Source organism: Streptomyces daqingensis (assembly GCF_014645895.1).
Lineage (GTDB): Bacteria > Actinomycetota > Actinomycetes > Streptomycetales > Streptomycetaceae > Streptomyces > Streptomyces daqingensis.
In genome coordinates this window covers 40,350-63,481 of record NZ_BMMP01000023.1, presented here as the reverse complement: position 1 = coordinate 63,481, position 23,132 = coordinate 40,350, and the positions used below count along the sequence as shown (strand labels likewise).

The 23,132-nt window shown below is 72.5% G+C and carries 19 protein-coding genes, 1 tRNA gene and 1 other RNA gene; 6 read left to right on the top strand and 15 right to left on the bottom strand.

From position 1 onward, the window contains the following. Positions 1-83 precede the first annotated feature (83 nt). The gene (locus tag IEY56_RS25865) at positions 84-2,558 is read right to left on the bottom strand and encodes a glycogen debranching protein (RefSeq protein ID WP_229712206.1); all 2,475 of its coding nucleotides are present in this window, start codon (positions 2,556-2,558) and stop codon (positions 84-86) included. Between the two features lie 228 nt (positions 2,559-2,786). Next, a complete protein-coding gene (locus IEY56_RS25860) occupies positions 2,787-3,368 on the bottom strand; it encodes a class I SAM-dependent methyltransferase (protein WP_189039685.1) in 582 nt (193 codons plus the stop codon). Between the two features lie 198 nt (positions 3,369-3,566). On the opposite strand from IEY56_RS25860, the gene IEY56_RS25855 reads away from it, so the two are divergent. Then, positions 3,567-3,956, top strand: a complete 390-nt coding sequence (locus IEY56_RS25855) for a VOC family protein (RefSeq protein ID WP_189039684.1) — start codon at positions 3,567-3,569, stop codon at positions 3,954-3,956. A 44-nt stretch (positions 3,957-4,000) separates the two neighbouring features. On the opposite strand, the gene IEY56_RS25850 is transcribed toward IEY56_RS25855, so the two are convergent. After that, a complete protein-coding gene (locus IEY56_RS25850) occupies positions 4,001-4,768 on the bottom strand; it encodes a hypothetical protein (RefSeq protein ID WP_189039683.1) in 768 nt (255 codons plus the stop codon). A gap of 473 nt (positions 4,769-5,241) precedes the next feature. Here IEY56_RS25850 and IEY56_RS25845 point away from each other — a divergent pair, with 473 nt between their 5' ends. After that, positions 5,242-7,113 carry a S9 family peptidase gene (locus tag IEY56_RS25845; protein ID WP_189039682.1) on the top strand — a complete coding sequence of 624 codons (1,872 nt, stop codon included), beginning with the start codon at positions 5,242-5,244 and terminating at the stop codon, positions 7,111-7,113. Here the strand turns inward: IEY56_RS25845 and IEY56_RS25840 are convergent. The 5 genes from IEY56_RS25840 to IEY56_RS25820 form a co-directional block, all read right to left on the bottom strand. Beyond that, on the bottom strand, positions 7,025-7,903 hold the full coding sequence (locus IEY56_RS25840) for an SURF1 family protein (RefSeq protein WP_189039681.1): 879 nt from the start codon (positions 7,901-7,903) through the stop codon (positions 7,025-7,027). The two genes, IEY56_RS25845 and IEY56_RS25840, sit on opposite strands and share 89 nt — an antisense overlap. Before the next feature lie 81 nt (positions 7,904-7,984). Beyond that, a complete protein-coding gene (locus tag IEY56_RS25835) occupies positions 7,985-10,102 on the bottom strand; it encodes a hypothetical protein (protein ID WP_189039680.1) in 2,118 nt (705 codons plus the stop codon). Further along, positions 10,099-10,668 (bottom strand): SigE family RNA polymerase sigma factor, encoded by a 570-nt coding sequence (locus tag IEY56_RS25830; protein ID WP_373292189.1) that lies wholly within the window; start codon positions 10,666-10,668, stop codon positions 10,099-10,101. The genes IEY56_RS25835 and IEY56_RS25830 overlap by 4 nt, the downstream gene beginning before the upstream one ends. Before the next feature lie 407 nt (positions 10,669-11,075). Next, entirely contained in the window at positions 11,076-12,209 is a 1,134-nt protein-coding gene (locus IEY56_RS25825; RefSeq protein WP_189039679.1) for an aspartate-semialdehyde dehydrogenase, read from the bottom strand. Further along, positions 12,206-13,558: an aspartate kinase gene (locus IEY56_RS25820; protein WP_189039678.1), complete on the bottom strand. Its 1,353-nt coding sequence runs from the start codon at positions 13,556-13,558 to the stop codon at positions 12,206-12,208. The genes IEY56_RS25825 and IEY56_RS25820 overlap by 4 nt, the downstream gene beginning before the upstream one ends. A gap of 733 nt (positions 13,559-14,291) precedes the next feature. On the opposite strand from IEY56_RS25820, the gene IEY56_RS25815 reads away from it, so the two are divergent. The 3 genes from IEY56_RS25815 to IEY56_RS25805 all read left to right on the top strand — a co-directional run bounded on the left by IEY56_RS25815 (position 14,292) and on the right by IEY56_RS25805 (position 16,573). Beyond that, positions 14,292-14,945, top strand: a complete 654-nt coding sequence (locus tag IEY56_RS25815; RefSeq protein ID WP_189039677.1) for an SRPBCC domain-containing protein — start codon at positions 14,292-14,294, stop codon at positions 14,943-14,945. 137 nt (positions 14,946-15,082) lie between these two features. Beyond that, entirely contained in the window at positions 15,083-15,562 is a 480-nt protein-coding gene (locus tag IEY56_RS25810; protein WP_189039676.1) for an SRPBCC family protein, read from the top strand. A gap of 255 nt (positions 15,563-15,817) precedes the next feature. Further along, entirely contained in the window at positions 15,818-16,573 is a 756-nt protein-coding gene (locus IEY56_RS25805; RefSeq protein WP_373292188.1) for a VWA domain-containing protein, read from the top strand. A 60-nt stretch (positions 16,574-16,633) separates the two neighbouring features. Here the strand turns inward: IEY56_RS25805 and IEY56_RS25800 are convergent, their stop codons facing one another. From IEY56_RS25800 to ffs, 6 genes are all read right to left on the bottom strand, one after another. Further along, positions 16,634-16,924, bottom strand: a complete 291-nt coding sequence (locus IEY56_RS25800; RefSeq protein ID WP_045865983.1) for a DUF1905 domain-containing protein — start codon at positions 16,922-16,924, stop codon at positions 16,634-16,636. A gap of 187 nt (positions 16,925-17,111) precedes the next feature. Next, positions 17,112-17,786: a DUF5063 domain-containing protein gene (locus tag IEY56_RS25795; RefSeq protein ID WP_189039674.1), complete on the bottom strand. Its 675-nt coding sequence runs from the start codon at positions 17,784-17,786 to the stop codon at positions 17,112-17,114. Continuing rightward, entirely contained in the window at positions 17,779-18,378 is a 600-nt protein-coding gene (recR, locus tag IEY56_RS25790; RefSeq protein ID WP_189039673.1) for a recombination mediator RecR, read from the bottom strand. Before recR ends, IEY56_RS25795 begins: the two co-directional genes overlap by 8 nt. A 292-nt stretch (positions 18,379-18,670) precedes the next feature. Further along, positions 18,671-19,015 carry a YbaB/EbfC family nucleoid-associated protein gene (locus IEY56_RS25785; RefSeq protein ID WP_074467955.1) on the bottom strand — a complete coding sequence of 115 codons (345 nt, stop codon included), beginning with the start codon at positions 19,013-19,015 and terminating at the stop codon, positions 18,671-18,673. Between the two features lie 240 nt (positions 19,016-19,255). Continuing rightward, positions 19,256-21,694, bottom strand: a complete 2,439-nt coding sequence (locus IEY56_RS25780; protein ID WP_189039672.1) for a DNA polymerase III subunit gamma and tau — start codon at positions 21,692-21,694, stop codon at positions 19,256-19,258. Positions 21,695-21,850: 156 nt separating this feature from the next. Beyond that, positions 21,851-21,949, bottom strand: an RNA gene (ffs, locus tag IEY56_RS25775) — signal recognition particle sRNA small type. Positions 21,950-22,022: 73 nt separating this feature from the next. Here ffs and IEY56_RS25770 point away from each other — a divergent pair. Further along, positions 22,023-22,107: transfer RNA gene (locus IEY56_RS25770), tRNA-Ser, on the top strand. Between the two features lie 94 nt (positions 22,108-22,201). Here IEY56_RS25770 and IEY56_RS25765 read toward each other — a convergent pair. Further along, entirely contained in the window at positions 22,202-23,125 is a 924-nt protein-coding gene (locus tag IEY56_RS25765) for a LysR family transcriptional regulator (RefSeq protein WP_189039671.1), read from the bottom strand. Positions 23,126-23,132 lie beyond the last annotated feature (7 nt).

The window sequence follows — 23,132 nt, the reverse complement described above, 5'->3', positions numbered from 1 at the left end:
GAGGGGCGTGCCGCCCGGCAACCCCCGGGTGGGCGCGGACGGACGGCCGGGGAGGCCGGGCGGCACGGGGCGGCGGGCGCCCGCTACCTGGCGATCAGCACGAGCGCCGAGCGTCCCTTCACGGAGTGCACGGTCCCCTCTCCGCCGAGCGGCTTCTCGGAGCCGGGGGACGCCACCTGGTCCTCTCCTTCGGCGGCGCTGTCGGTGTCCGTCACGACGTGCCACTTCTTGCCCTCACCCGGGGAGGGCAGGGTGAACTCGACGGCCTCCGACCATCCGTTGTACGCGACGTACAGGGCGTCGGCCGGGTCGCCGAGTTCGGTGCCGTCGAGGCGCCAGCCCAGGGCGTGCTTGTCCGGGTCGTTCCAGTACGCCTCAGTGGGCGCAGCGCCTTCGGGGGTGTGCCAGCTCAGCTGCGGCATGCCGTTCCCGTTGCCGTCGGCGTCGCTGTAGAACCCGGACGGCCGCAGCGCCGGATGCGCCTTGCGGAAGGCGATCATGCGCTGGGTGAACGTGTGGAACGTCCTCTGATCGGCGTCCGGTTCGTGCCCCAGCCAGTTGGCCTCGGAGTCGAGGTTGTAGGGGTTGTTGTTGCACTTGACGGAGCGCAGGTACTCGTCGCCGCCGGTCATCATGGGCGTGCCGGCGGAGAGCATCTGGAACGTCATCCCGTTGCGGGCCGCCTGGCGCTGGGCCGCCGCGCCGCCGCCCTGGTCCCAGGAAATGTTGTTGTCCGATCCGCCGTCCGACGGGCCGTAGGGCCAGGGCTGGCCGTTGTCCTTCTTGTCGCAGCGGTAGAGGTCGGCGAGCGTGAAACCGTCGTGCGCGACCATGAAGTTGACGGAGTTCCACGGGTGGCGTCCGTCGTCCCCGTACAGGTCTGAGGAACCGGCGAGGCGCGTCGCGAGCTGCCCGGGCGTGATCTCCTCGCTGCCCATGCTGTTCTGGTCGCGGCGGAAGGTGTCGCGGAACTGGTCGTTCCATTCGGCCCAGCCCGCGGGGAACTCGCCGACCTGGTAGGTGCCTTCGCCCAGCGCCCACGGCTCCGCGATGAGGTCCGTGCCGGGCCCGCCCTTCGCGGGACGCGGGGGCAGCGCTTCGGTGACGGCGCTCAGGGCGGTACCGGGGTCGTCCCTGTCGTAGCGGAAGCACTCGTGCTCGCAGGTGTTGCCGAGGACCGGCGCCAGGTCGAAGCGGAACCCGTCGACGCCCAGCTCGTCCTTCCAGTACGCGAGGGAGTCCACGATGAGCTGACGGCTCGCGCTCCCGCGGGTGTTGACGTTGCCGCCGACACCGGTGTTGTCGACCGGGCTCTGCCGGTCGGCCGTCAGCGAGTAGTAGGCGGGGTTGTCGAGACCGCGCTGCGAGAAGAGGTTGTAGGTGTCCTTGTCGTCCTCCTCGTAGGGGCCGCCCTCGCCCGCGTGGTTGTAGACGACGTCGGCGAGCACCTTGATGCCCGCGTCGTGGAACGCCTTGACCATCGCCTTGAACTCGCGCGTCGGCCCGCCCGGGCTGCGGTCGGCGGCGTAACGGCGGTCGGGGGCGAAGAAGTTGAGCGTCTCGTAGCCCCAGTAGTTGTCGTCGGCGGTGTCCTGCGGGTCGGCGTCGTTGGCGTCGTTCTGGCTCTCCTGCAGCGGCAGGAACTCCACGGCGGTGACACCCAGTTCGGCGAGCTCCGCCGCCTTGCGGGCCGCGCCCCGGTAGGTGCCGCGTTCGTCCTCGGGGACGGAGGCGTCGTTCTTCGTCAGGCCGCGCAGGTGCACTTCGTAGAGGACGTCGTCCTTCAGCGCGCCGGACGGTTTCGTGCCCGTGTCCGTGCCGTCCTCGGCCAGCACGACGCCCTTGGGGGCCTGCTGCCCGCTGTCCTCGGTGCGGTGCTGCGGCCCCGTGGCGTAGACGTCCTCGCTGTTCTGCGCCGACGTGCGCGGATCGTGGCTGAGTTCGCGGGCGTAGGGGTCGAAGAGCAGCTTGTTGGGGTTGAAGCGGTTGCCCTCGGCGTCCACGTCGCTGCGGAAGCCGGCGTCGGAGCCCTTCTTCCAGGCCTCGTCGTAGGGCCAGTTGGGGCCCCACGCGCGGTAGCCGTAGTGGACGGCGCCCTCGATGCCGTGCTCCGCCTCGAGCTCCGCGGCGTCGACGGTGACGGACCAGACGTCGGTGTCGTCGTCCTTCGTGAGCTGCCGCGAGGTCTTCTCCTGGGCGCCGCTCGCCTCGTCGTAGAGGTACACGTCGATACGGGTGGCCCGTGAGGAGTAGACCCTGAACTCGATGGTTCCCGCGGCCTCGTCGTACGTCGCTCCGAGGCGGTCCGCCGCCCGCTTCCCCGAGGTGCGGTCCCGCGAGGCGGCGTCCCGCCGGTCGCCGTCCGCCGCCGGACGGGACGCGGCGGCCTGTGCGGCGGCTCCCCGTTCCGTCGCGGCGGAGGCGGCCGGGGCGGAGGAGCCCGCGCCGACGGGCAGTGCGAGGGCGGGCACGGCGAGAGCGGCGCAGAGCAGGGCGGCGGACGCCGCTTTGCCGGCCGGATGGCTGAGAGTTCTGCGTGGGGGCATGCGCGTAGGCACGGCGGCTCCTTCAGATCCGTCGGTGTCGCTCGGGCCGCACGCGCCGGCAGCCGCACGCGCTCCGGGCCGTGACGCCGGGGTGGTAACGGCGGGACGGACCGCAGGCGTTGCAAGAACTTGCTGAAAGTATCGACAGCGCGGAGACCTGTCCACCCCCCGGGCGCGGCGAAGCTGACGCACCGTGGACGTGGCGGCCCTGGGACGGACGCGCCCCGGGACGCCGGTCCCTCAGCCGTCCGCGGGCCGCCTCCCGCGGAAGCGCAGGCCGCCGCTCTCCGGGTGCCGGTCGACCCGGATACCGGTGAACCCCGCCGCCGCGAGCCGTCCAGGAAGCTCCGCGGGCACGAGCGTGTTCCTCGTGTCCCCGATGTGCAGCAGCCGGAAGCGGAAGTTGGGCTGGCTGTCGCAGCCGGCGAAGAAGCCGCCGGGGCGCAGCACGCGGAAGGCCTCGCTGAAGATCCGGTCCTGGGTCTCCGTGGCCGGAACGTGGTGGAGCATCGTGAAGCACACGACCGAGGAGAACGCGGCGTCCGGCAGCGGCAGCGCCGACGCGTCGGCGTGCACGACGCGCGCCCTGTCGCCCCAGCCCTCCTCCAGATGCCGGGCCGTGTCCCCGTCGATCTCCACGGCGGTCAGCCGGGGGACCTGCTCGACGAGGACCCGCAGGTTCGCCCCGTATCCGGAGCCCAACTCCAGGACGTCCTCGCCCAGTTCGACGTCCTCCAGCGCCCACGGCAGCAGTTGCTCGCGCACGCCGCGGGCCCACTTCTCGGAGCTGCAGAGTCGGCGATGTGCTCGGTTCATCGGCATGCCGAAGACGCTACGGCGGCGTACCGGATGTCCGCTACGTCCCGGCCCGTGTCCGGCGGAAGGCGCCTTCCGCCCGGGAGCCCGCGCAGGCATCCGGCGCGGGACCGCAGGAACGCCTACGATCGGGGACGGCATCGCGTGCCGGTCACCGGCCGGGTGAGGCATGGAGGTGCCGGGAGATGCCCCCGGAGGCATTTCATGTCAGTCGAGTTGAACCACACCATCGTCCATGCCCGGGACAACCGGGAGTCCGCGGAGTTCTTCGCGGAACTGCTGGGCCTCGAGATCACCGCGGAGTGGGGCCCGTTCATCGCCGTGGATCTCAGCAACGGCGTCACGCTGGACTTCGCCGCAGTCCCCGCCGACAAGATCACTCCGCAGCACTACGCCTTCCTCGTCTCCGACGAGGAGTTCGAGGCGGCGTACGCACGGATCAGGACGCGCGGCATCGAGCACTACGCCGACCCGCACATGCGGCAGCCCGGCACCGTCAACCACAACGACGGCGGCAGGGGCGTGTACTTCATGGACCCGGTACGCCACGCCATGGAGCTGATCACCGTGCCGTACGGCGGCTGGACGCGTTAGTCCCCGGGCGCCGTCCCCGGCATGCCGGGGACGGCGCGCCCGCGCTACTCGTAGACGACGTACTCCGGTGCCGGGCGGAGCGCGAGCACCTCCTCGGGCCTCATCAGCCGGCTGCCCTCGGTGTCCTCCTCGTAGAACAGCTTGAAACCGGTGTGCATCCCTTCCGGCACGTCGTCGACGAGCCGGCGCCAGGTCGCGCGCTTGAGGTCCGGGGAGCCTATGCCGTCGGCGCACTTGACCACCGGGACCCCGTCGGCCGGACGTATGGCGTCCTCGTCGCTGACGACGGAGGTGGAGACCTGGTGGAAGACGAGCGGCTTGTCCGGCAGGTCGTGCTCCTCGACCAGATCCGCCAAGTAGGCGGCCACCTCGTCGAGTTCCTTCCCGCTCGTGTGCCCGTAGGTCTCGCCCGGCGTCTCACCGGGCCCCATGTCCCACTCCGGGTCGAGCGCGACACCGACGTCAGGGCGGACGAGCCACTCGCGCAGCGCCTTCACCTCGTCCAGCGCGGCGGCGCGTCCCGGCTGCACGTTCAGCAGCAGCAACGCGTCGTGCTTACGGGCGAGTTCGTGGAAGCGGCGGACGGTCTTCCGGGGCGTACGGGTGCGGTACTCGCCGTCCGGGCCCGGCGTGGGATTGGCGACGGTCGCCAGCAGCTCCAGCACGGGCATGAGTTCACGTCCGTCGCCGAAGTCCTGTGCTTTCTCCTCCAGTTCGCGTATCCGCTCATCCGGGTCGCCGCTGCCCAGCCGTCCCAGGGCGGCGGCGCCGGGCAGTCCGCAGTACCCGACCATGCGGTAGCGCGGGAACAACTCGCGTCCCCCGCGCGGCAGTCGGGGACGCCGCCTGGTCCTGCGCGGCGACGGCGAGGCTTTCCCGCTGCTCCTGCCCCCGCCGCCAGCCCCGGCGCCAGAACCGGCGCCGGACGGGTTCCCGCCGGTGCCGCACCCCGCGCCGCCGAACAGGGCGAGCCCCGCGGCGGCCGAGGCGGGGAGCATCCCCCGCCGGCTCGCCGCGGGCCCGGGGGCGGACAGCCCCCGCGGCCCCGGTGCGTGCTCCGCCTGTCCCCGCCGCCCAGCGGCCCGTCGCGACATGCCGTCCGTCATCTCCACAGCCTCCGTTCGCCGTCACGTACTCGCGCTGCCCCGTAGCCGTGCGCTTGTCCCCGGCGCCCGCGGACGAAACGGCGGTTCCGCGCCGGTCCGTGCGCGCACACGACCGCACCCGCCGCCCCGCGTCGTCCCCCTCCGTCGGGCGGGCTCCCGCACGGCGGGAGAATGGGCTCATGACGCAGAACACGGATGCCAAGGCGGACGGCGAGATCCCGGACTGGGAGAAGCGCTTCCGGGCGCCGCGGGTGTCGCTGCCCGAATGGGCCGAGGACGCCCCCGACCGCTCGCTGTACATCTCCAACGTGACGGGAACGTTCGAGCTCTACGCGTGGGACCGCGCCACGGACGAGCACCGCCAGGCCACGGACCGCCCCAACGGCACCACCGACGGGACCCTCAGCCCCGACGGTGAGGAGATCTGGTGGTTCGACGACACCGACGGCGACGAATTCGGCGTGTGGAAGCGGCAGCCGTTCAAGGGCGGCGAGGACGAGGTCGCCGTCCCGGGCCTCGGACCGTCCTTCCCCGCGGGGCTCGCCATCGGACGCGACGGAACCGCCGTCGTCGGCCGCTCCACCGACGAGGACGGCACGACGATCCACCTCGCCCGGCCCGGCAAGGAGCCGGCCGAGATCTACCGCCACCGCGAGTCCGCCGGCGTCGGCGGGCTCTCGCACGACGGCACGCTGCTGGTGATCGAGCACACCGAGCACGGCGACGCCATGCACTCCGCGCTGCGCGTGGTCCGCCCCGACGACGGAAGCACCGTCGCGGAGCTCGACGACAGCGAGGGCGGCACGAAGGAACTCGGCCTGACCGTCCTCGGGTTCGCGCCCGGCGCGGGGGACCAGCGGCTGCTCATCGCCCACCAGCGCAGGGGCCGCTGGGAGCCCGTCGTCTGGGAGCCGCTCACCGGCACCACGACGGACCTCGCGATCGACCTGCCCGGCGACGTGAGCGCCGACTGGTACCCGGACGGCGAGGCCCTCCTGATCGCCCACAGCCACCAGGCGCGCAGCGACCTGTGGCGGTACGAGATCGCCACGGGCACGCTGAGCCGGATCGAGACACCCCCCGGCTCTGTATCCGACGCGACGGCCCGGCCCGTCCCGGGCTCCCGGGCAGGCGGCACGGAGGGCACCGCCGTCGAGTACCTGTGGTCCTCGGCGGCGCAGCCGCCCCGCGTGCGCTCGGCGGACGGCACCGTCGTCCTCGATCCGCCCGGCATGCAGGCGCCGCCTTCCGTCCCCGTCGAGGACGCCTGGGTCGAGGGCCCCGGCGGCACGATCCACGCCCTGGTGCAGAAGCCCGCGGGAGAGGGCCCCTTCCCCACGGTCTTCGACGTCCACGGCGGCCCCACCTGGCACGACAGCGACGCCTTCGCGGGGCAGCCGGCCGCCTGGGTCGACCACGGTTTCGCCGTCGTACGGGTCAACTACCGCGGCTCCACCGGCTACGGGCGCGAGTGGACCGACGCGCTGAAGCACCGCGTCGGCCTGATCGAGCTGGAGGACATCGCCGCCGTCCGGGAGTGGGCGGTCTCCTCGGGCCTCGCCGACCCCGAGCGGCTCGTGCTGGGCGGCGGCTCCTGGGGCGGCTACCTGACGCTGCTCGGCATGGGCACCCAGCCCGACGCGTGGGCGCTGGGCCTGGCCGCCGTCCCCGTTGCCGACTACGTGACCGCCTACCACGACGAGATGGAGGCGCTGAAGTCGCTGGACCGCACGCTGCTCGGCGGCTCACCCGAGGAGGTCCCCGAGAGGTTCGAGGCCTCGTCGCCCATCACGTACGTCGACCGCGTCCGGGCGCCCGTCTACATCTCGGCCGGGGTCAACGACCCGCGCTGCCCCATCCGGCAGGTCGAGAACTACGTCCGGAGGCTGGAGGAGCGCGGCGTCCCCCACGAGGTCTACCGCTACGACGCCGGGCACGGGTCGCTCGTCGTGGAGGAACGGATCAAGCAGTTGAGGCTGGAGATCGACTTCGCTCTGAGGCATCTCCCTGCCCGGGAGGACCGTCAGGGCCGGGGTCGGGCTCCGGAATGAGGCCGAGCGCCGCGTCCTTCGCCAGCTCCACGTCCCGGCGGAACAGCCGGAACCACATGAAGAGCACGAAGCCCGCGAAGACGAACCACTCGGCCGTGTAGCCGAGGTTCTGGAACGCCTTCATGTCGAGGCCGGTGTTGTCGGGCTGAACCGGCGGCACCGGCCTCAGACCGGACCCGGCCGGCGGCTCCTGCACCGTGATCCACGCGTCGTGCACGTCGTACGGCACCACGTTGACCAGCGACGCCGCACTGATCATGCCGAGCTGCCCCTCGGGCAGCGCGCCGGCGGCGTGCACGCCCGGACCGCCCTGCGACTCCGACGCCTGCAGCGCGCCCGTGACCTCGACCTCGCCGCGAGGCGGGTCGGGCACCCGGTCCGGGTCGGCCTTCCCGGGAAGCCATCCCCGAACGACGGGAAGCGCCTTGCCCTGGCCGGACTCTCCCGCGCCTCCCCCGGCGCCGGTCGTCCGCAGCAGCGACAGCACGTAGAAGCCCTGCCTGCCGTCCAGCGTCCGGTCCGGCACGAGCAGCGGATGCCGGGTGTCGAAGCGCCCGGTGGCCTCGGCGGGACGCCCGCTCGTCTCCGCGTCCACGGGAAGCAGCCGCGACAGCGGCGCCGGCTCGGCCCGTTCCACCCCGGACGCCGCCTTGCGGTGCGCCTCGTGGCTGTCGACGCGCGCCTCGAAACGCGAGAGCTGCCAGCTGCCCATGAACAGGCAGACGGGGATCGCCAGCACCGCGAAGAGGTTGATCCCCCACCAGCGCGGGGTCAGCAGGAACCGGTACACGCTCCAAAGGTACGGGGCGCCTCCGCACGGCCGTACACGGGGCGCCGCCCTCCTCCGCCGCGAGGCGGGCGGGGACGCACCCTAGTCGGCCGCCAGGACTCCCGTCCGGTACAGGGTGCCCGCACAGGCGCCTTCGAGCTCCGTGCCGGCTGCCGCGGGGTCGCCCACGTCCGGGATGTGCGTCAGCACGACGCTGGCGCCCTCGTCCCCGCTGTCGCCGTCGCCACCGCCCGTGGACGGATTGTCCGGGCCGCCGGAGTCGCCGTTGCCGCCGCTGTTCCCGCTGCCGCCGTCGCTGCTGCCGGAGTCGCCGCCCGAGTTGCCGTTGTTGCCGCCCTGGGCGCCGCCGGGGCCCTCGCCCTCGGCGGACCTGGGGCTGGGCGAGCCGCTGGGGCACTCCTTCTCGGGGACCCAGGCGAACTTCACGACGTAGGCCTCCCCCGGCCTCAGCACCAGCTCGTCGGGCGACTGGTCCGGGTCGGGCAGACCGTCCGCGCCGTCACCGGGCGTGTGGTCGAGCACGTCTATGCGGTCGATGTCGGCACCGCCCTGAGCGGACGCCCCGACGACCCCCTCGCCCTCCACGGTGCACGCGTCGGACGAGGTGTTGACCACCCGGAAGCTGCCGTAGACCTTGCCCTCGCTGTCGGGGTCACCGGCGGACGCCGACCCCTTGCCGAGCTGGTCGCGGCCGCAGCTCGGCGCGCTCGTCGCGAGGGTGTCGTTCGGGTTCGCACCGCCGGACTCTTTGCCCGCCGAGGGGGACGGGGACGCGGAGCCGTCGGCGTCTCCGCCCTTGCCGCCGCTGCGGCCGGCGCCGCCGTCTGCGCTGCCGGAGCCCTGCGAGTGGCCTCCGCCGTCCAGGCCACCGGAGTTCTGGGCCTGCTCGTGGCTGTCGCCGGCGTTGACGGCACGGCCGTCGGGCAGGCCCGGCACGAGACCGGTCGTCATCAGCGCGGGCACGCCCACGCCCGCGAGCACGACGGCCGCCGCCGCACCGGCCAGGGCCCGGCGCCGGTGCGCCCGGCGCGCCGGGATCGCATGCCGCAGGTAGTCGAGCGACTGGGGGGACGGCTCGATGTCGCGGACGCTGTCGCGCATCATCCGGCGGAGCATCTCCTCGGCGCCGTCGTCCTCGCCGTCGGCGCCTCCGCCACCGTCACCGCCGCCGCTGCCGCCTCCTCCGCGGCCGCCACCGCCCGCGGAGCCGCCACCGCCGCCGGGACCGTCACCGCCGGCGGCAGCAGGCGGGCCCTCCGGCGGGACCGCGGCGGGGGTCTCTCCGCTCTGCGGGCCGCCGGCCGGGGACGCGGCGGCCGCGCCGTCGCCTTCCGCCGCGCCCTCCTGGGCCTTTCCGGCATGCTCGAAGCTGCCGGTGATGTGGTTGAAGTCGGTCGGTCTGTCCGGGGAATCTGCTCTGTTCTGTCGGTTGGAGTGCATGGCTGTACCCGCGTCTCGGCCCGCGTCCGGCCCTTCGGGGCCGGGTCGCGGTGCGTCGGTGAGGTCCGGGGGTCGTGGCACGTCGGGCCCGGCAGGGGAGCTGGGGCCTTCGGGCGTGCCGGGGACCTCGGTCGGTTCGGTGACACCCGGTACGTCCGGGGCGTCGATCTGGGGAGGCTCCGGGATCTCGGGCTCGTCGTAGATGCCGGGCGTCGCCGGGATCTCCGGGGGTTCCGGGATCTCGGGCATGTCCGAAGTACGGGGAGGCGCCGGGATGTCCGGGGTCGGAGGGATCTCGGGGGTGTCCAGGACATGGGGCGCGCCCGGGATCTCGGGCATCTCGGCCGGCCCCGTGACGTCCGGCACGTCCGGGACGCCGGGCAGGTCCGGCAGGTCAGGGGCCTCGGGTGCGCGGTGCGGAGGAAGTTCCGGGCCGTCCGGGACGTCGGGCGCGTCCGGGGCCTGCGGGGTCTCCGGCGCGTGAGGGCCCGGCGACTCGTCGGGCTCCTCCGGGTCGTCGTCGTGCGCGCCGCGGACCTCGGCCAGCCCGTCGGCTCCGCTCAGGCCGTGCGCGTCCAGCTCGTGCGTACCGTGCGGTTCGCGCCTCTCGTCCGGCGCACGCGTGCCGGCGGGCTCGCGCCCGCCCTCCTTCTCCGTGGCCCGGCCGGAGCCTCCGAAGGAGAGGACCCGGTGCCGGCTCCGCGGCACCACCACGGAGCTCTCCCGCGTGCGCAGGCCCTCCCTGCCGTACGCGCTCATGAGGCGGCCTCCATGGCGACGCGCAGGGCCGCTATCCCGCGCGAGCCGTACGCCTTCACCGAGCCCAGGGACAGGCCCAGCACCTCGGCGACCTGCGCCTCCGTCATGTCCGCGAAGTAGCGCAGCACCAGCACCTCGCGCTGGCGCCGCTGCAGCCCGCGCATGGCTTTGATCAGTTCGTCGCGTTCCAGCTGCTCGTACGCGCCTTCCTCCGCGCTCGCCATGTCCGGCATGGGCTTGGAGAGCAGCTTGAGTCCGACGATGCGCCTGCGCAGCGCCGACCGGGAGAGGTTGACGACGGTCTGCCGCAGATAGGCGAGGGTCTTCTCGGGGTCGCGTACGCGCTTGCGCGCCGAGTGGACGCGGATGAAGGCTTCCTGCACGACGTCCTCGCACGACGCGGTGTCGTCGAGCAGCAGCGCCGCGAGCCCGAGCAGCGAGCGGTAGTGGACGCGGTAGGTCTCGGTCAGATGGTCGACTGTCGTGCCGGCTGTCATCGCGTCGTCAGTCTCCGCGCCTTCTGCGGCGACGCGCGGCGGGCGAGTGGCGGACCACGGCGTTATCACCGGCATACCCCCGGTACTGAAACCGGTGGTTCCGGGAACTGCCGCCAACGTCGATCCGAGTGCCTCTGCCACGCTTGTTGGACACACACTCCCCCTGGAGGGTTGTACGCGTTCGGCTCACCCGTTGACGAATCGTCGAACGTCCCCATGCGTACCAGCTCTTCCTGAATGCCCCTGTTGTCACAGCGTCCTGACTTCTGGCAGTGGAGTCGAAGACGCCGCCCGCCCCGCCGCCGGTTGCAGCGGGGGAAGCGAAATTCTCGTCCACGCCGGTCCTGCCCGCCAGTGCCAAGACCCCTCCGTACGGCACAACTTCGGCCGGCGCCCTGCATACCGAGGACGGTCGACGGTGGACATGCCCGCTCCCCGCGCCCCACTGCGGCCGCGCGTGACCCCGGCGGTCGCCCCTACGCGACGACCCGTTCGGCGATCTGCGCCATGTTCAGCGCCGCACCCTTGCGCAGGTTGTCCGCGCAGACGAACAGTTCGAGCGCACACGGGTCGTCCAGCGACTTCCGTACGCGCCCCGCCCACGTCGGGTCCGTGCCCGCCACGTCCGCCGGAGTCGGGAAGTCTCCCTGGACCGGGTCGTCGCAGAGCACCACGCCCGGGGCGTTCGCGAGGATCGCGTGCGCCTCCGGCACCGACACCTCGTGCTCGAAGCGCGCGTGCACGGACACGGAGTGCGCCGTGAGCACCGGCACCCGCACGCAGGTCGCCGCGACGCGCAGTTCGGGCAGCCCGAGCACCTTGCGGGTCTCCTGCCGCACCGTGAGCTCGTCGGACGTCCAGCCGCCCTCCGCCATCTCGCCCGTGAAGGGCACGACGTTGTAGGCGACGGGCGTGGCGTGGGGGTTGGAAGCGTCCCCGACGGGAGCCGCCGCCACGCTGCCGAGACCGTCGGCGACCACACGCCTGATGTCGCCCGGGTGCCGGCCGAGTTCGGCGCCGGCGGCGTCGGCCGAGGTGAGCGCCGCCAACTGGCCGCGCAGCGCCTCGACTCCCGTCCGTCCGGCCGCCGAGACGGCCTCGTAGCTGGAGACGATCAGCTCGCGCAGGCCCCACTCGGCGTGCAGCGCGCCCATCGCGACGATCATCGAGAGGGTCGTGCAGCCGGGGCTGGCAATGATCCCCCGGGGCCGTGAACCCACGGCGTGCCCGTTGAGTTCAGGGACGACCAGCGGCACGTCCCCGTCCATGCGGAACGCCTTCGAACCGTCCACGACCACCGTGCCGTTGGACGCCGCCACCGGCACCCACTCCGCGGCGACCTCGTCCGGGACGGCGAACACCGCGACGTCGGCGCCCTTGAGCGCCTCCTCGTTCAGGGCGCGGACGCTGACGTCCTCGCCGCGGACCTCCCGTACCCGGCCGGCCCAGCGCGGGGAGGCGATCAGCCGGATCTCTCCCCACACGTCCGCCCGCTCCGAGAGCAGCGAGAGCAGGACCGTCCCCACAGCCCCGGTCGCACCGACGACGGCCAGGACGGGCCTGCCCGTACGGTCACCGCCAGGGCCGACCGTACGGGCGAAGGGCGTCACCGCCCTGTGCCTCCGTAGACCACGGCCTCGTCGCTCTCGCTGTCGAGACCGAAGGCCGAGTGCACCGCGCGCACCGACTCGTTGACGTCGTCCTCACGCGTGACGACGGAGATGCGGATCTCGGACGTGGAGATCAGCTCGATGTTGACCTCGGCCTGGGAGAGCGCCTCGAAGAAGGTCGCCGTGACACCGGGGTTCGTCTTCATCCCGGCGCCGACGAGGGAGATCTTGGCGATCTGGTCGTCGTAGCGCAGCGAGTCGAACCCGATGGCGCCCTGCGCCTTCTCCAGCGCGGCGATCGCCTTGCGGCCCTCGGACTTGGGCAGCGTGAAGGAGATGTCCGTCAGCCCGGTGGACGCGGCCGAGACGTTCTGCACGACCATGTCGATGTTGACCTCGGCGTCCGCGATCGCCCGGAAGATCACCGCTGCGACGCCGGGCTTGTCCGGCACTCCCACGACCGTGATCTTCGCCTCGGAGGTGTCGTGTGCGACACCCGAGATCATCGCCTGCTCCATCGACTGTTCCCCTTGCCCGCTGTCCTTGCCCTGCCCGCTCTTCAGCGCGGCCTGCGCACCGGGGGCGCCTTCCCCCCGGCCGTCGTGGCCGCCAGGCGGTTCACTGCTCACCCAGGTGCCCTGCAGCCCCGAGAAGGACGAGCGTACGTGGATCGGGATGTTGTAGCGACGGGCGTACTCGACGCAGCGGTGCAGCAGCACCTTGGAGCCGTTGCTCGCCAGCTCCAGCATGTCCTCGAACGAGATCCAGTCGATCTTGCGGGCCTTCTTCACGACCCGCGGGTCGGCGGTGAAGACGCCGTCCACGTCGGTGTAGATCTCGCAGACGTCCGCCTCCAGTGCGGCGGCCAGAGCGACAGCCGTGGTGTCGGAACCGCCGCGGCCGAGCGTGGTGATGTCCTTGCTGTCCTGGGAGACACCCTGGAAACCGGCGACGATGGCGATGTTGCCCTCGTCGACGGAGGTCTGGATACGGCCGGGCGTGACGTCGATGATCCGCGCCTTGTTGTGCGCGGAGTCGGTGATCAGGCCCGCCTGGCTTCCGGTGAACGACTGCGCCTCGTGTCCGAGGGATTTGATCGCCATCGCCAGCAGTGCCATGGAGATGCGCTCTCCGGCGGTCAGCAGCATGTCGAACTCGCGCCCCGTCTGGACCGGGGAGACTTCCTTGGCGAGATCGATCAGCTCGTCCGTCGTGTCACCCATCGCCGAGACCACGACGACAACCTGGTTGCCGTTCTTCTTGGCCTCGACGATCCGCTTGGCAACGCGCTTGATGCCCTCGGCATCGGCAACGGAGGAGCCGCCGTACTTCTGCACGACAAGGCCCACGTGTGCTCGCTCCTCGAATCTCAGTCGTTCTGCACCCTTGCCCCGCGAAACTCCGCGGAGGGACCCCGTCCGGGAATCCATGGGTCGGCTCAGTTTACCGAGAGAGCGTTCCGCCCTCTCGTTCAGCGACCAAACCTGCCCGTTCGAGGGCTGCCCACACGGGAACGTAAGGCAGCTCACACGGCCCGCACCGCGACGGGGCGTGACGGTCCGCACGCGGGAAGTGCCGCGTGCCTGGCCGCGCGGGGGGTGGCGCTCACCCCCGCGGAAACGCGTGCACCGAGCAGACAACTCGCGAGTAACCTGCGGGCGGGCTGGACGCGGAGCACGCACAACCGGTGCGGGACCGCCTCCCGCACGACCCGCGCCTCCCAGCGGATCCGCCCCGCCGGGGCGCTGCGACCCCTCTGCTCCGCCTACGCCACCGGACTCCCGGCCGAGCGGCCCCGCCCCGAGTCCGCGGACGCCGACGCCCGGCCCTGACCTGCCGGTTCGCCCAGAGCACGACCCGCCCGACGGACCGTGTGCCCCTGCGGCGACAATTGCGCGGTGACTCGGGGGGCGAGCGCCGCCGGGTCCGGCCCCCGCACGCGCCCGACGCCGGCGGAGAACCTTTCGGGCCGGTCCCCGGCACCGTTTCCCGGCCGCGGGCGGACCGGCGGCGCGGCCCGCCGCGCACCGCTTCCCGTCCGCACCCGGACAGCGTCCCGCCGCACGGCGAAGAGGAGCAGCGGTGAAGGAGATCGTCAGCCAGATCGACCTCGTGGAGCGGCACGTGGGGAGCCGCACGGTCGCGGACGGCGAAGCCCGTACCGTCCGGCTGCGCCGCACCTACGACGCTCCGGTCGACGACGTATGGCACGCCTGCACCGACCCCGCGCGCCTCAGCCGGTGGCTGATGCCCGTCAGCGGGGACCTGGAACCCGGCGGGACGTACCGGCTGGAGGGCGGCGCGAGCGGCGAGGTCCTGCACTGCGAACCGCCCCGGCTGCTCCGCGTCGGCTGGACGTTCGGCGACGCCCCGGAGTTCAGCGAGGTCGAGGTGCGGCTGGCGCCCGAGGGCGAGGAGCGGACGCTCTTCGAACTGGAGCAGGCCGCGGTGGTGCCGCCCGAGGTGTGGGACCCGTTCGGGCCGGGCGCGTTCGGCGTCCAGTGGGACCTGACGGCGCTCGGGCTCGCCCTGGAACTCGGCGGCGGCCCGGCCGGCGACCTCGCCGCCTGGCGTCAGGAGTCGGACGAGGCACGGGAGTTCATGACGCGCAGCAGCGAGGCGTGGGGAGCCGCATACGCGGCCTCCGGGGGCTCCGCCGAGGCGGTCGCCGCCGCCGTGCGGACCACGACGGGCTTCTACGTCCCCCAGCCCGACGAGGGCGCCGGCCCCTCCTGACCTGGCCCGCCTTTCCGCTGTCGGACGGACGCCGGCGGCGGCGGGCCGGCTCCGCGGGCGTTGTCAGTGCCCGCTGGTTCAATTCCGTGCACCGGGACGGACGACGGAGTCCGGCCCCGCTTCGGGAGGTGGACCTCGTGAGTGGACCGCGCGTGACAGTGGAGCGCCGTATCGCCGCCCCGGCAGGCCGGGTGTGGGCGGTTCTGACGGACATCGAGGCCGCCCCCCGCGTGATCAGCGGCATCGAGAAGGTCGAGATGCTCAGCGACCGGCCCTTCGGGGTCGGCACCCGCTGGCGGGAGACGCGCCGCATGCTGGGCAAGGAGGCCACCGAGGAGATGTGGGTCACGGCCAGCGAACCCTCGAAGCGCTGCGTCATCGAGGCCGGCTCCCGCGGCGTGCACTACGTCTCGGAGTTCCTCCTCACCGAGGAGGGCGGCGCCACGTCGGTGCGTCTGACCTTCGGCTCCGAACTCGCGGACGGAAGCGGGCTGAAGGCGAGACTGATGCACGCGATGGGCTCCCTCGGCGCGAAGACAGCGGCCAAGGCCATAGCGAAGGACCTCGCGGACATAGCGGCTTCGGCCGAGGCCGGCGGCCCGAAGGCCGCGGACTGACCACGCCCCGCGGCTTCCCGCACGGGAGTACCACGGCCGAGGCGAACCACCCGGCGGGCGCGTCGAGTTGACGTGCGCTCCGCATGCCCGGCCGCGTCGTGGAGGTCAACGCCCCGCCCCGCAACGCGTATTGGCATCCTGTTGCCCGACGTCCGGCCCTCCCGGATGGCGCACGACCATGTCCAAATCCCACGTTTGGGCCGTAATGTTCGCGTACGCCCTGTACGCAACTCCCCAGCACAGCAGGAGGCCCGCGTGTCCATCGACTACGTGAAGCGCCCGTCAGGCTCCCCCGCCGAGGCAGCCACCCGGCAGACCGAGCGCCCCTCCGGGCTGGTGAACCTCCGCAAGACGGCACGCGTGGCGCTGGAGAAGGCCGGCCTGTCCGGCCAGCGCGCCGCCGTCTACCTGGTGCTGGACCGCTCCGGCAGCATGCGCCGCTACTACAGGGACGGGACGCTCCAGCACCTGGCCGAGCAGGTGCTCGGACTCTCCGCCAACCTGGACGACGACGGCACCGTCCCCGTCGTCCTCTTCTCCACCGAGGTGGAGGGCGTCGCGGAAGTCCGGCTCGACGCCTACGAGAACCGGATCGGCCCCCTCAACGAATCCCTCGGCCACATGGGCCGCACCAACTACCACCTCGCGATCGAGACGGTCGTCGACCACTACGTGGCGTCGGGGACGACCGACCCCGCGTTCGTCGTCTTCCAGACGGACGGAGCGCCCACGTCACGCTCCGCCGCGCAGCGGGCGCTGTGCGACGCCGCGAAGCTCCCCGTCTTCTGGCAGTTCATGGGCTTCGGCGACCCGGAGAGCAAGCAGTTCGACTTCCTCCGCAAGCTCGACGAACTGCCCGTGCCCGCCCTGCGGCCGGTCGACAACGCGGGCTTCTTCCCCGCAGGGCCCGAGCCGATGCGGATCCCGGACGAGGTGCTGTACGCGGAGCTGATGCGCGAATTCCCCTCCTGGCTCGGCGCTGCCCGCAGAGCGGGGATCCTCTCCCGCTGACGCGCCCGCGCAGGCAGCGGGAGGGCTCAGCGGCAGGACCGGCCGGCAGGCCGGCCGGGGCTACGCGATGTCGGCGTGCGGGGTTCCGTCCAGCCGCTCCACGAGATGGACGGTGACGGTGTCTCCGGCCTGCTTGCCGATGGCGCGGCGCACCTCGGCGCGCACCGGCAGCTTGTGCGTACCGTCGCCCAGCGCCATGAACGAGCTACGGAACGGATGCCCGTCGATCGTCCCGCGCACCTTCACCAGCCCCCGGGTCCCGAAGTACCCGACGGAGTCCGGCCACACCAGATAGGTCCAGCCGCCCACGTCGGGGCCCTTCCGCAACGTGGCGGTGAATCGCTTGTCCATGCCTGCCTCCCTCGACCGTCCGCTGTGCGGGCCTGCGAGAGAAGAGACCGGGACGACGCGGGCGACTCATCGCCGCAAGCCGCACCGTCCGCTCCGGAGGCCGGACGGGCGGCCGGACGAGGGCGCCGGGGACGCCAGGACACCGGTGCAGGAAGAGCCCACCCGGCACGGCGAGCGGAACGAACGCTCAGCCGCGGCCGGCTTCGGGCTGCATCCCCAGCGGCACGCCGATCTCCGCGGCCATGACCGCGCCGGCCTCCTTCTCCAGCAGGCCGTCGTCCTCGCCGGCGTCGCTGTCCGTGTCCAGCCCGTCCAACGCGCGGAGCGGAGTGTCGAGACGGACGTGCGCCACGAGGGACTGCAGGGCGCGCAGGGCCGCCGACGCCGTGGGCCCCCAGTTCGACAGGTAGGAGAACTGCCACCACCACAGGGCCTCGCTGACCCTGCCCTCCTTGTAATGGGCCATGCCGTGCCGCAAGTCAGTGATCACACCGACCAGATCGTCGGAGATGCGGCATGGGACGGGGGCCGTACGGGGCTCGTACGGGTCGAAGACCTCGGAGTAGACGTCGACCGGCTCCAGCAGCGCGGCGAGCTTGAGCCGCATCTCGTCGACGTCGGGCTCGGGGCCGATGTCCGGCTCGTACCGCTCGACGGGGACGAAGTCCTCGTGCGCCCCCAGCCGGCCTCCGGCCAGGATGAGTTGCGAGAGTTCCAGCAGCAGGTAGGGGACGGCGCTGTCGGGGTCGTCCCCCTTGGCGACCTCCGTCACCGAGACGATGAAGCTCTCGATCTGGTCGGAGATCTGGACTGCGAAGTCGTCCGGATTGTCCTTGATCGCGTTCAGCGTGGCGTCAGACATCAAGCAACCTTCTCCCCTCGAAGGCCCGCCCCAGCGTGACCTCATCGGCATATTCAAGATCTCCCCCGACAGGGAGGCCGCTTGCCAGGCGCGTCACCTTCAGCCCCATGCTCGAGACCATACGCGCGAGGTAGGTGGCCGTCGCCTCTCCTTCCAGGTTGGGGTCCGTGGCCAGGATCAGCTCGGTGACGGCACCGTCCGCGAGCCTGCTCATCAGTTCCCGGATCCGGAGGTCGTCGGGACCGACGCCTTCGATGGGGCTGATGGCACCGCCGAGCACGTGGTAGCGGCCGCGGAACTCGCGCGTCCGCTCGATCGCCACCACATCCTTCGGCTCCTCGACCACGCAGATGACGCTGCGGTCACGCCGCGTGTCCAGGCACACCCGGCACTGCTCCTCCTGCGCGACGTTGCCGCACACGGCGCAGAACCGGACCTTGTCCTTGACCTCCAGCAGTGCGTGCGCGAGACGCCGTACGTCCGTGGGCTCCGCCTGGAGGACGTGGAAGGCGATCCGCTGCGCGCTCTTGGGACCGACGCCGGGCAGCCTGCCCAACTCGTCGATGAGGTCCTGAACCACGCCTTCGTACACGGATGCTCCTGCCTGTCTCTCCGGCTTCCGGACCTGTGCCCGTCCGCCCCACGGCCCGGCGAACCGTAACCGCCCCCCGACCGCGCCACCACCGCCCGGAACCCCGAAAGATCCCTGAGAGGCCGCTCACCGAGCGGCCCCGTGACATGAACGACCTGGTGCCCCCTGGCCGTTCCCTGAAACCGGACCGGCCGACCCCGGTCCGAAGCCTTCCGGACCCATGGGAGGCCGGAAGGCCCCGGCCGCTGAAACCAGCGGTCCCAGGACCTGCCCGGCAGGCCCTGCGCCGTGCCTAGAAGGGGAGCCCCGGAACGCCTCCGCCGCCCAGCCCCTCCGCGAGCGGGCCGAGCTTCTGCTGCTGCAACTGCTGGGCGCCGGCGACGGCGTCCCGTACAGCGGCGAGCACCAGGTCGGAGAGCGTCTCGGTGTCTTCCGGATCGACGGCCTTCGGGTCGATGACGAGGCCCTGGAGCTCACCCGCCCCGTTCACGGTCGCCTTGACGAGGCCGCCGCCGGAGGAACCGTCGACCGTACTCTCGGCGAGTTCCTGCTGCGCCTCGGCAAGGTCCTGCTGCATCTTCTGGGCCTGCTGCAACAGCTGCTGCATGTCGGGCTGGCCCCCACCACCGGGAATCACGACTTGGCTCCTGGCTCGTCGACGTCTCTGATGTCCGCGCCGCCGCCACCGCCGCGGACCGGCGGTGCGGAGCACGCTGCACGCACCGCGCATGTTCTGCGCGGAGTGCGCATACGGCACATGGTTCACGTAACCGCCGTACGCGTACTTCTCTTTCTACGGCTGAGCCTACGTGCTCGGAGCGGAGCCCGCTGAACCTGTCCTCATCCTGCCGAGGCGCACCTGCGGCGCCCTCGGGGATCACCCGTGCTCGAACTCCTCGATGACCGTCGCCCCGAGTTCCCGCATGATCAAGTCGTGGCCGGACAGCGCCGATTCGTCGAGATCGGGGTCGTCCTCCGCGGGCATGTCGTCCTCGAGGCCACCGCTGTACGCACCGGCCGCCGCGGACCCGGCACCCGGCCCCCCGCGTGCCGCGTACGACGACCCGGCCTGTCCGGGGACCGCCCCGGCCGGCGCGGCGACCGCCGTGGCCCCTGCACCGCCCGGCCCCGGCCCGCCCTGCGCGGCCGCCATGGCCTGCCGGGCGCCCATGGACGCCCCGCCCGCGGACCCCGGGCCGCCCTGCCCGGATCGCGCCCCGGGATCCTGGCTTCCTGCCTGGTCCGCGGCAGAAGGCCCGCCGGACGCACCGGAAGCGCCGCCGAACCCGCCGCCGCCCCCGCCGAATCCGCCACCGCCGAAGCCGCCGCTCTGCCCGCCCGGACCGGCACCGCCGCCCTGCGGCCCGCCGCCGGGACCGGAGCCCGCTCCGCCGGAGGGATCGACGATCGCCTCGACCTTCCAGTGCACGCCGAGCGCGTCGTTGACGGCCTGCACGAGGACGTCCTCGCTGCCGCCGCCCGCGAAGCTGTCCCGCGCGCCCGCGTTGGAGAAGCCGAGCTGCAGCGTCGTGCCGTCGAACCCGACGATCTGCGCGTTCTGGCTGAGGAGGATCCAGGTGAAGCGGCGGCGGTTCTTCACCGCCTCCAGGATCTGCGGCCACATCTGCCGCACCTGGGCCGCGCCCTGCGCGGGGTCCTTCGCCTCGCCGGACCCGGCGCCGGCCTCCTCGCCCGGCGACGGCGAGGGCGGCGGCGACGATGCAGCCGCCGCGGGCGCCGCGGGCGCCTGCTCGGCCGATGCACCCGGCGAGCCGCTGCCTCCGCCGCTCACGGGCCACGCACCCGGACGCGACGCCTGCCCGGAACTCTTGTCGGCACCGCCCGTCCCGGACGGCCACGCGCCGGGCCTGCGCCCGCCACCGCCGCCCGCCGGACCCGGCGAACCCTCCCCCGGACGCTCCGCCGCGGCAGGCTCGTCAGCCGCACCGGGAGCCTGAGCCGCGGGGGGCGCCGCAGGCCCGGCAGGGGCGGGAGTCTGCGCGGGAGGTCCGTCCGCCGGCGCCGCCGGCCCCTCTCCCCCCGCAGCGGGACGTACGGGAGGCGGGGCCACCGCACCGGCCCCGGCAACGCCCGTTCCGGCCCCGGCAGCACCCGCCCCGGCACCGGACCCCGCCCCGATTCCGGTTCCGGCGAAGGCCGCTCCCCGCTCCAGCCTGTCGAGCCGCGCCTGCACGGAACGCTCGTCTCCGTAGGCCGCCGGCAGCAGCACCCGCGCGCAGATCAGCTCCAGTTGAAGCCTCGGCGACGTGGCCCCGCGCATCTCCGTCAGCCCCGTGTTGACGACGTCCGCGGCGCGGCTGAGCTCCGCCGCCCCGAAGGTCCCGGCCTGCGCCCGCATCCGCTCGACGACGTCGTCGGGGGCGTCGATCAGCCCCTTGTCCTCCGCGTCCGGCACGGCGGCGAGGATCACCAGGTCCCGCAGCCGCTCCAGGAGGTCCGTCACGAAGCGGCGCGGATCGTGACCGCCCTCGATGACCCGGTCGACGATCTCGAACGCCCGCGCGCCGTCTCCCGTGGCGAAGGCATCCGCCACCTCGTCGAGCAGCGCGCTGTCCGTGTAGCCGAGCAGGGAGGTCGCCATGGCGTACGTCACGCCGTCCTCGCCCGCGCCCGCCAGGAGCTGGTCCATCACCGACATCGAGTCCCGGACCGATCCGGCCCCCGCACGGACGGCGAGCGGCAGCACCGACTCCTCGACCGGGATCGCCTCCCGCGTGCAGACCTCGGCCAGGTAGTCCCGCAGCGTCCCCGGCGGCACCAGACGGAACGGGTAGTGGTGCGTACGCGACCGGATCGTGCCGATGACCTTCTCCGGCTCGGTCGTCGCGAAGATGAACTTCAGGTGCTCCGGCGGCTCTTCGACGACCTTCAGCAGGGCGTTGAACCCCGCCGAGGTGACCATGTGCGCCTCGTCGACGATGTAGATCTTGTAGCGGCTCGACGCCGGCCCGAAGAACGCCTTCTCCCTCAGTTCGCGCGCGTCGTCGACACCGCCGTGGGACGCGGCGTCGATCTCGATCACATCGATCGAACCGGGCCCGTTGCGCGCGAGATCACTGCACGAACGGCACTCTCCGCACGGCGACGGAGTGGGCCCCTGCTCGCAGTTGAGGCACCGGGCGAGGATGCGCGCACTCGTCGTCTTGCCGCAGCCGCGCGGCCCGCTGAAGAGATAGGCGTGGTTGACCCGGTTGTTGCGCAGAGCCTGCTGCAACGGTTCGGTCACATGCTCCTGCCCGATGACCTCTGCGAAGGTCTCGGGGCGGTACCGGCGATACAGGGCGAGGGACGACACACCCCCGACGATATCGGTGCCCACCGACAAGTCACGCCGCCCTCTTCCTGCCCGCCTCCCCGCCCGCGCGAGCGCGGACAGCGAGCCCGCACAAGGATCTTGAGCCGCGGCGGGGCCTGGCGCGAAGCACAGGCGCACCCCTGAAGGAGCCCCTGGAACGCGAACGCCCCTCACGCACCCGCCAGAGCCCTCCTACCCTTGCTGCCTTCCGGCCCTGGGGGAGTTCAGAGAGATAGCGCCACGTGAGGGGCTGCGCCCAACACTACCCGATGTGCGTACCGGGGATCGAGTTCGCGAGCACGCCTGAACGTCTTGTAGAGTCTGCGGCGGAGGATTCGCCTAGTGGCCTAGGGCGCACGCTTGGAAAGCGTGTTGGGGGCAACCCCTCACGAGTTCGAATCTCGTATCCTCCGCCCAGCCTCACCGGGCTGTCACGAAGGCCCCGACCGGGAAACCGGCCGGGGCCTTCGTCGTGCGTGGTTGCTCTTCGTCTTTTCCCAACCTCCTTCAGCTTCGCGGCTGGGTCTCGGTGCCGACGGGTTCGACGGGTTCGGTGAGCGATGCGACCAGGTCGTCCACCACCGGTGGGCCGCCCGTGACGCGCAGGGCCTCGACGCGGTGGGACAGCTCCGGCTGTGTCAGTGGGATGCCGACCAGGTCCTGCCGCCCGGCGAGCGCGAAGCGTGGGAGGAGACCCAGGCCCTGTCCTCCGGCGAGCAGCTCGGTGTACGTACGCACGTCGTGGCCGTCGTACCGCAGGGCCACCCGCAGATGGGGGCTGTCTCCGACCACGGCGCACAGGTCCGCCAGGGGGGCGCTCACGCCCGGTGCGTCGATCCACCGGGCGTCGATCAGGTCCGCCAGCCGTAGATCCGTGCGGTGTGCCAGGGGGTGGTGGGGCGGAAGGGCCACCACCACCGGCTCCCGGCAGACTGGTACGCCGCGCAGCCCGGCCCCCCGGGGCGGGCGCAGGGGATCCTCGGGCAGGGCGAAGCCGTCGACCAGGCCGAGGTCCAGTTTGCCGGTGGCGACGTCCTCGGCGACCGCCTGGCGAGGCAGCGTACGTACCGTCAGCTCGTGCGCACCGGCACGCCGGGCCACCTCACCGATGATCCGCAGTGCGTGTGCGGTGGCCGCCAGTGGACAGATGCCGACGTTCAGCCGCCCGGTGGTTCCGCCCTTCACCCTCTGGACTTCCGCACGCGCGGCGTTGATGCGCAGGAGGATCGATGCCACGTGGTCCATCAGCCGGGCACCGGCCTCCGTCGGGCCCACCGGCCGCCGACAGACCAACTCGACGCCCAACTCCCCCTCCAGCGAGGCAATCTGCTGGGACACCGCGGACTGCGTATAGCCCAACTCCCGGGCGGCGTCGGAGAAGGAGCCGTGAGTGATGACGGCCGAGAAGGTCTTGAGCAGGCGCGGGTCCACCGGATCA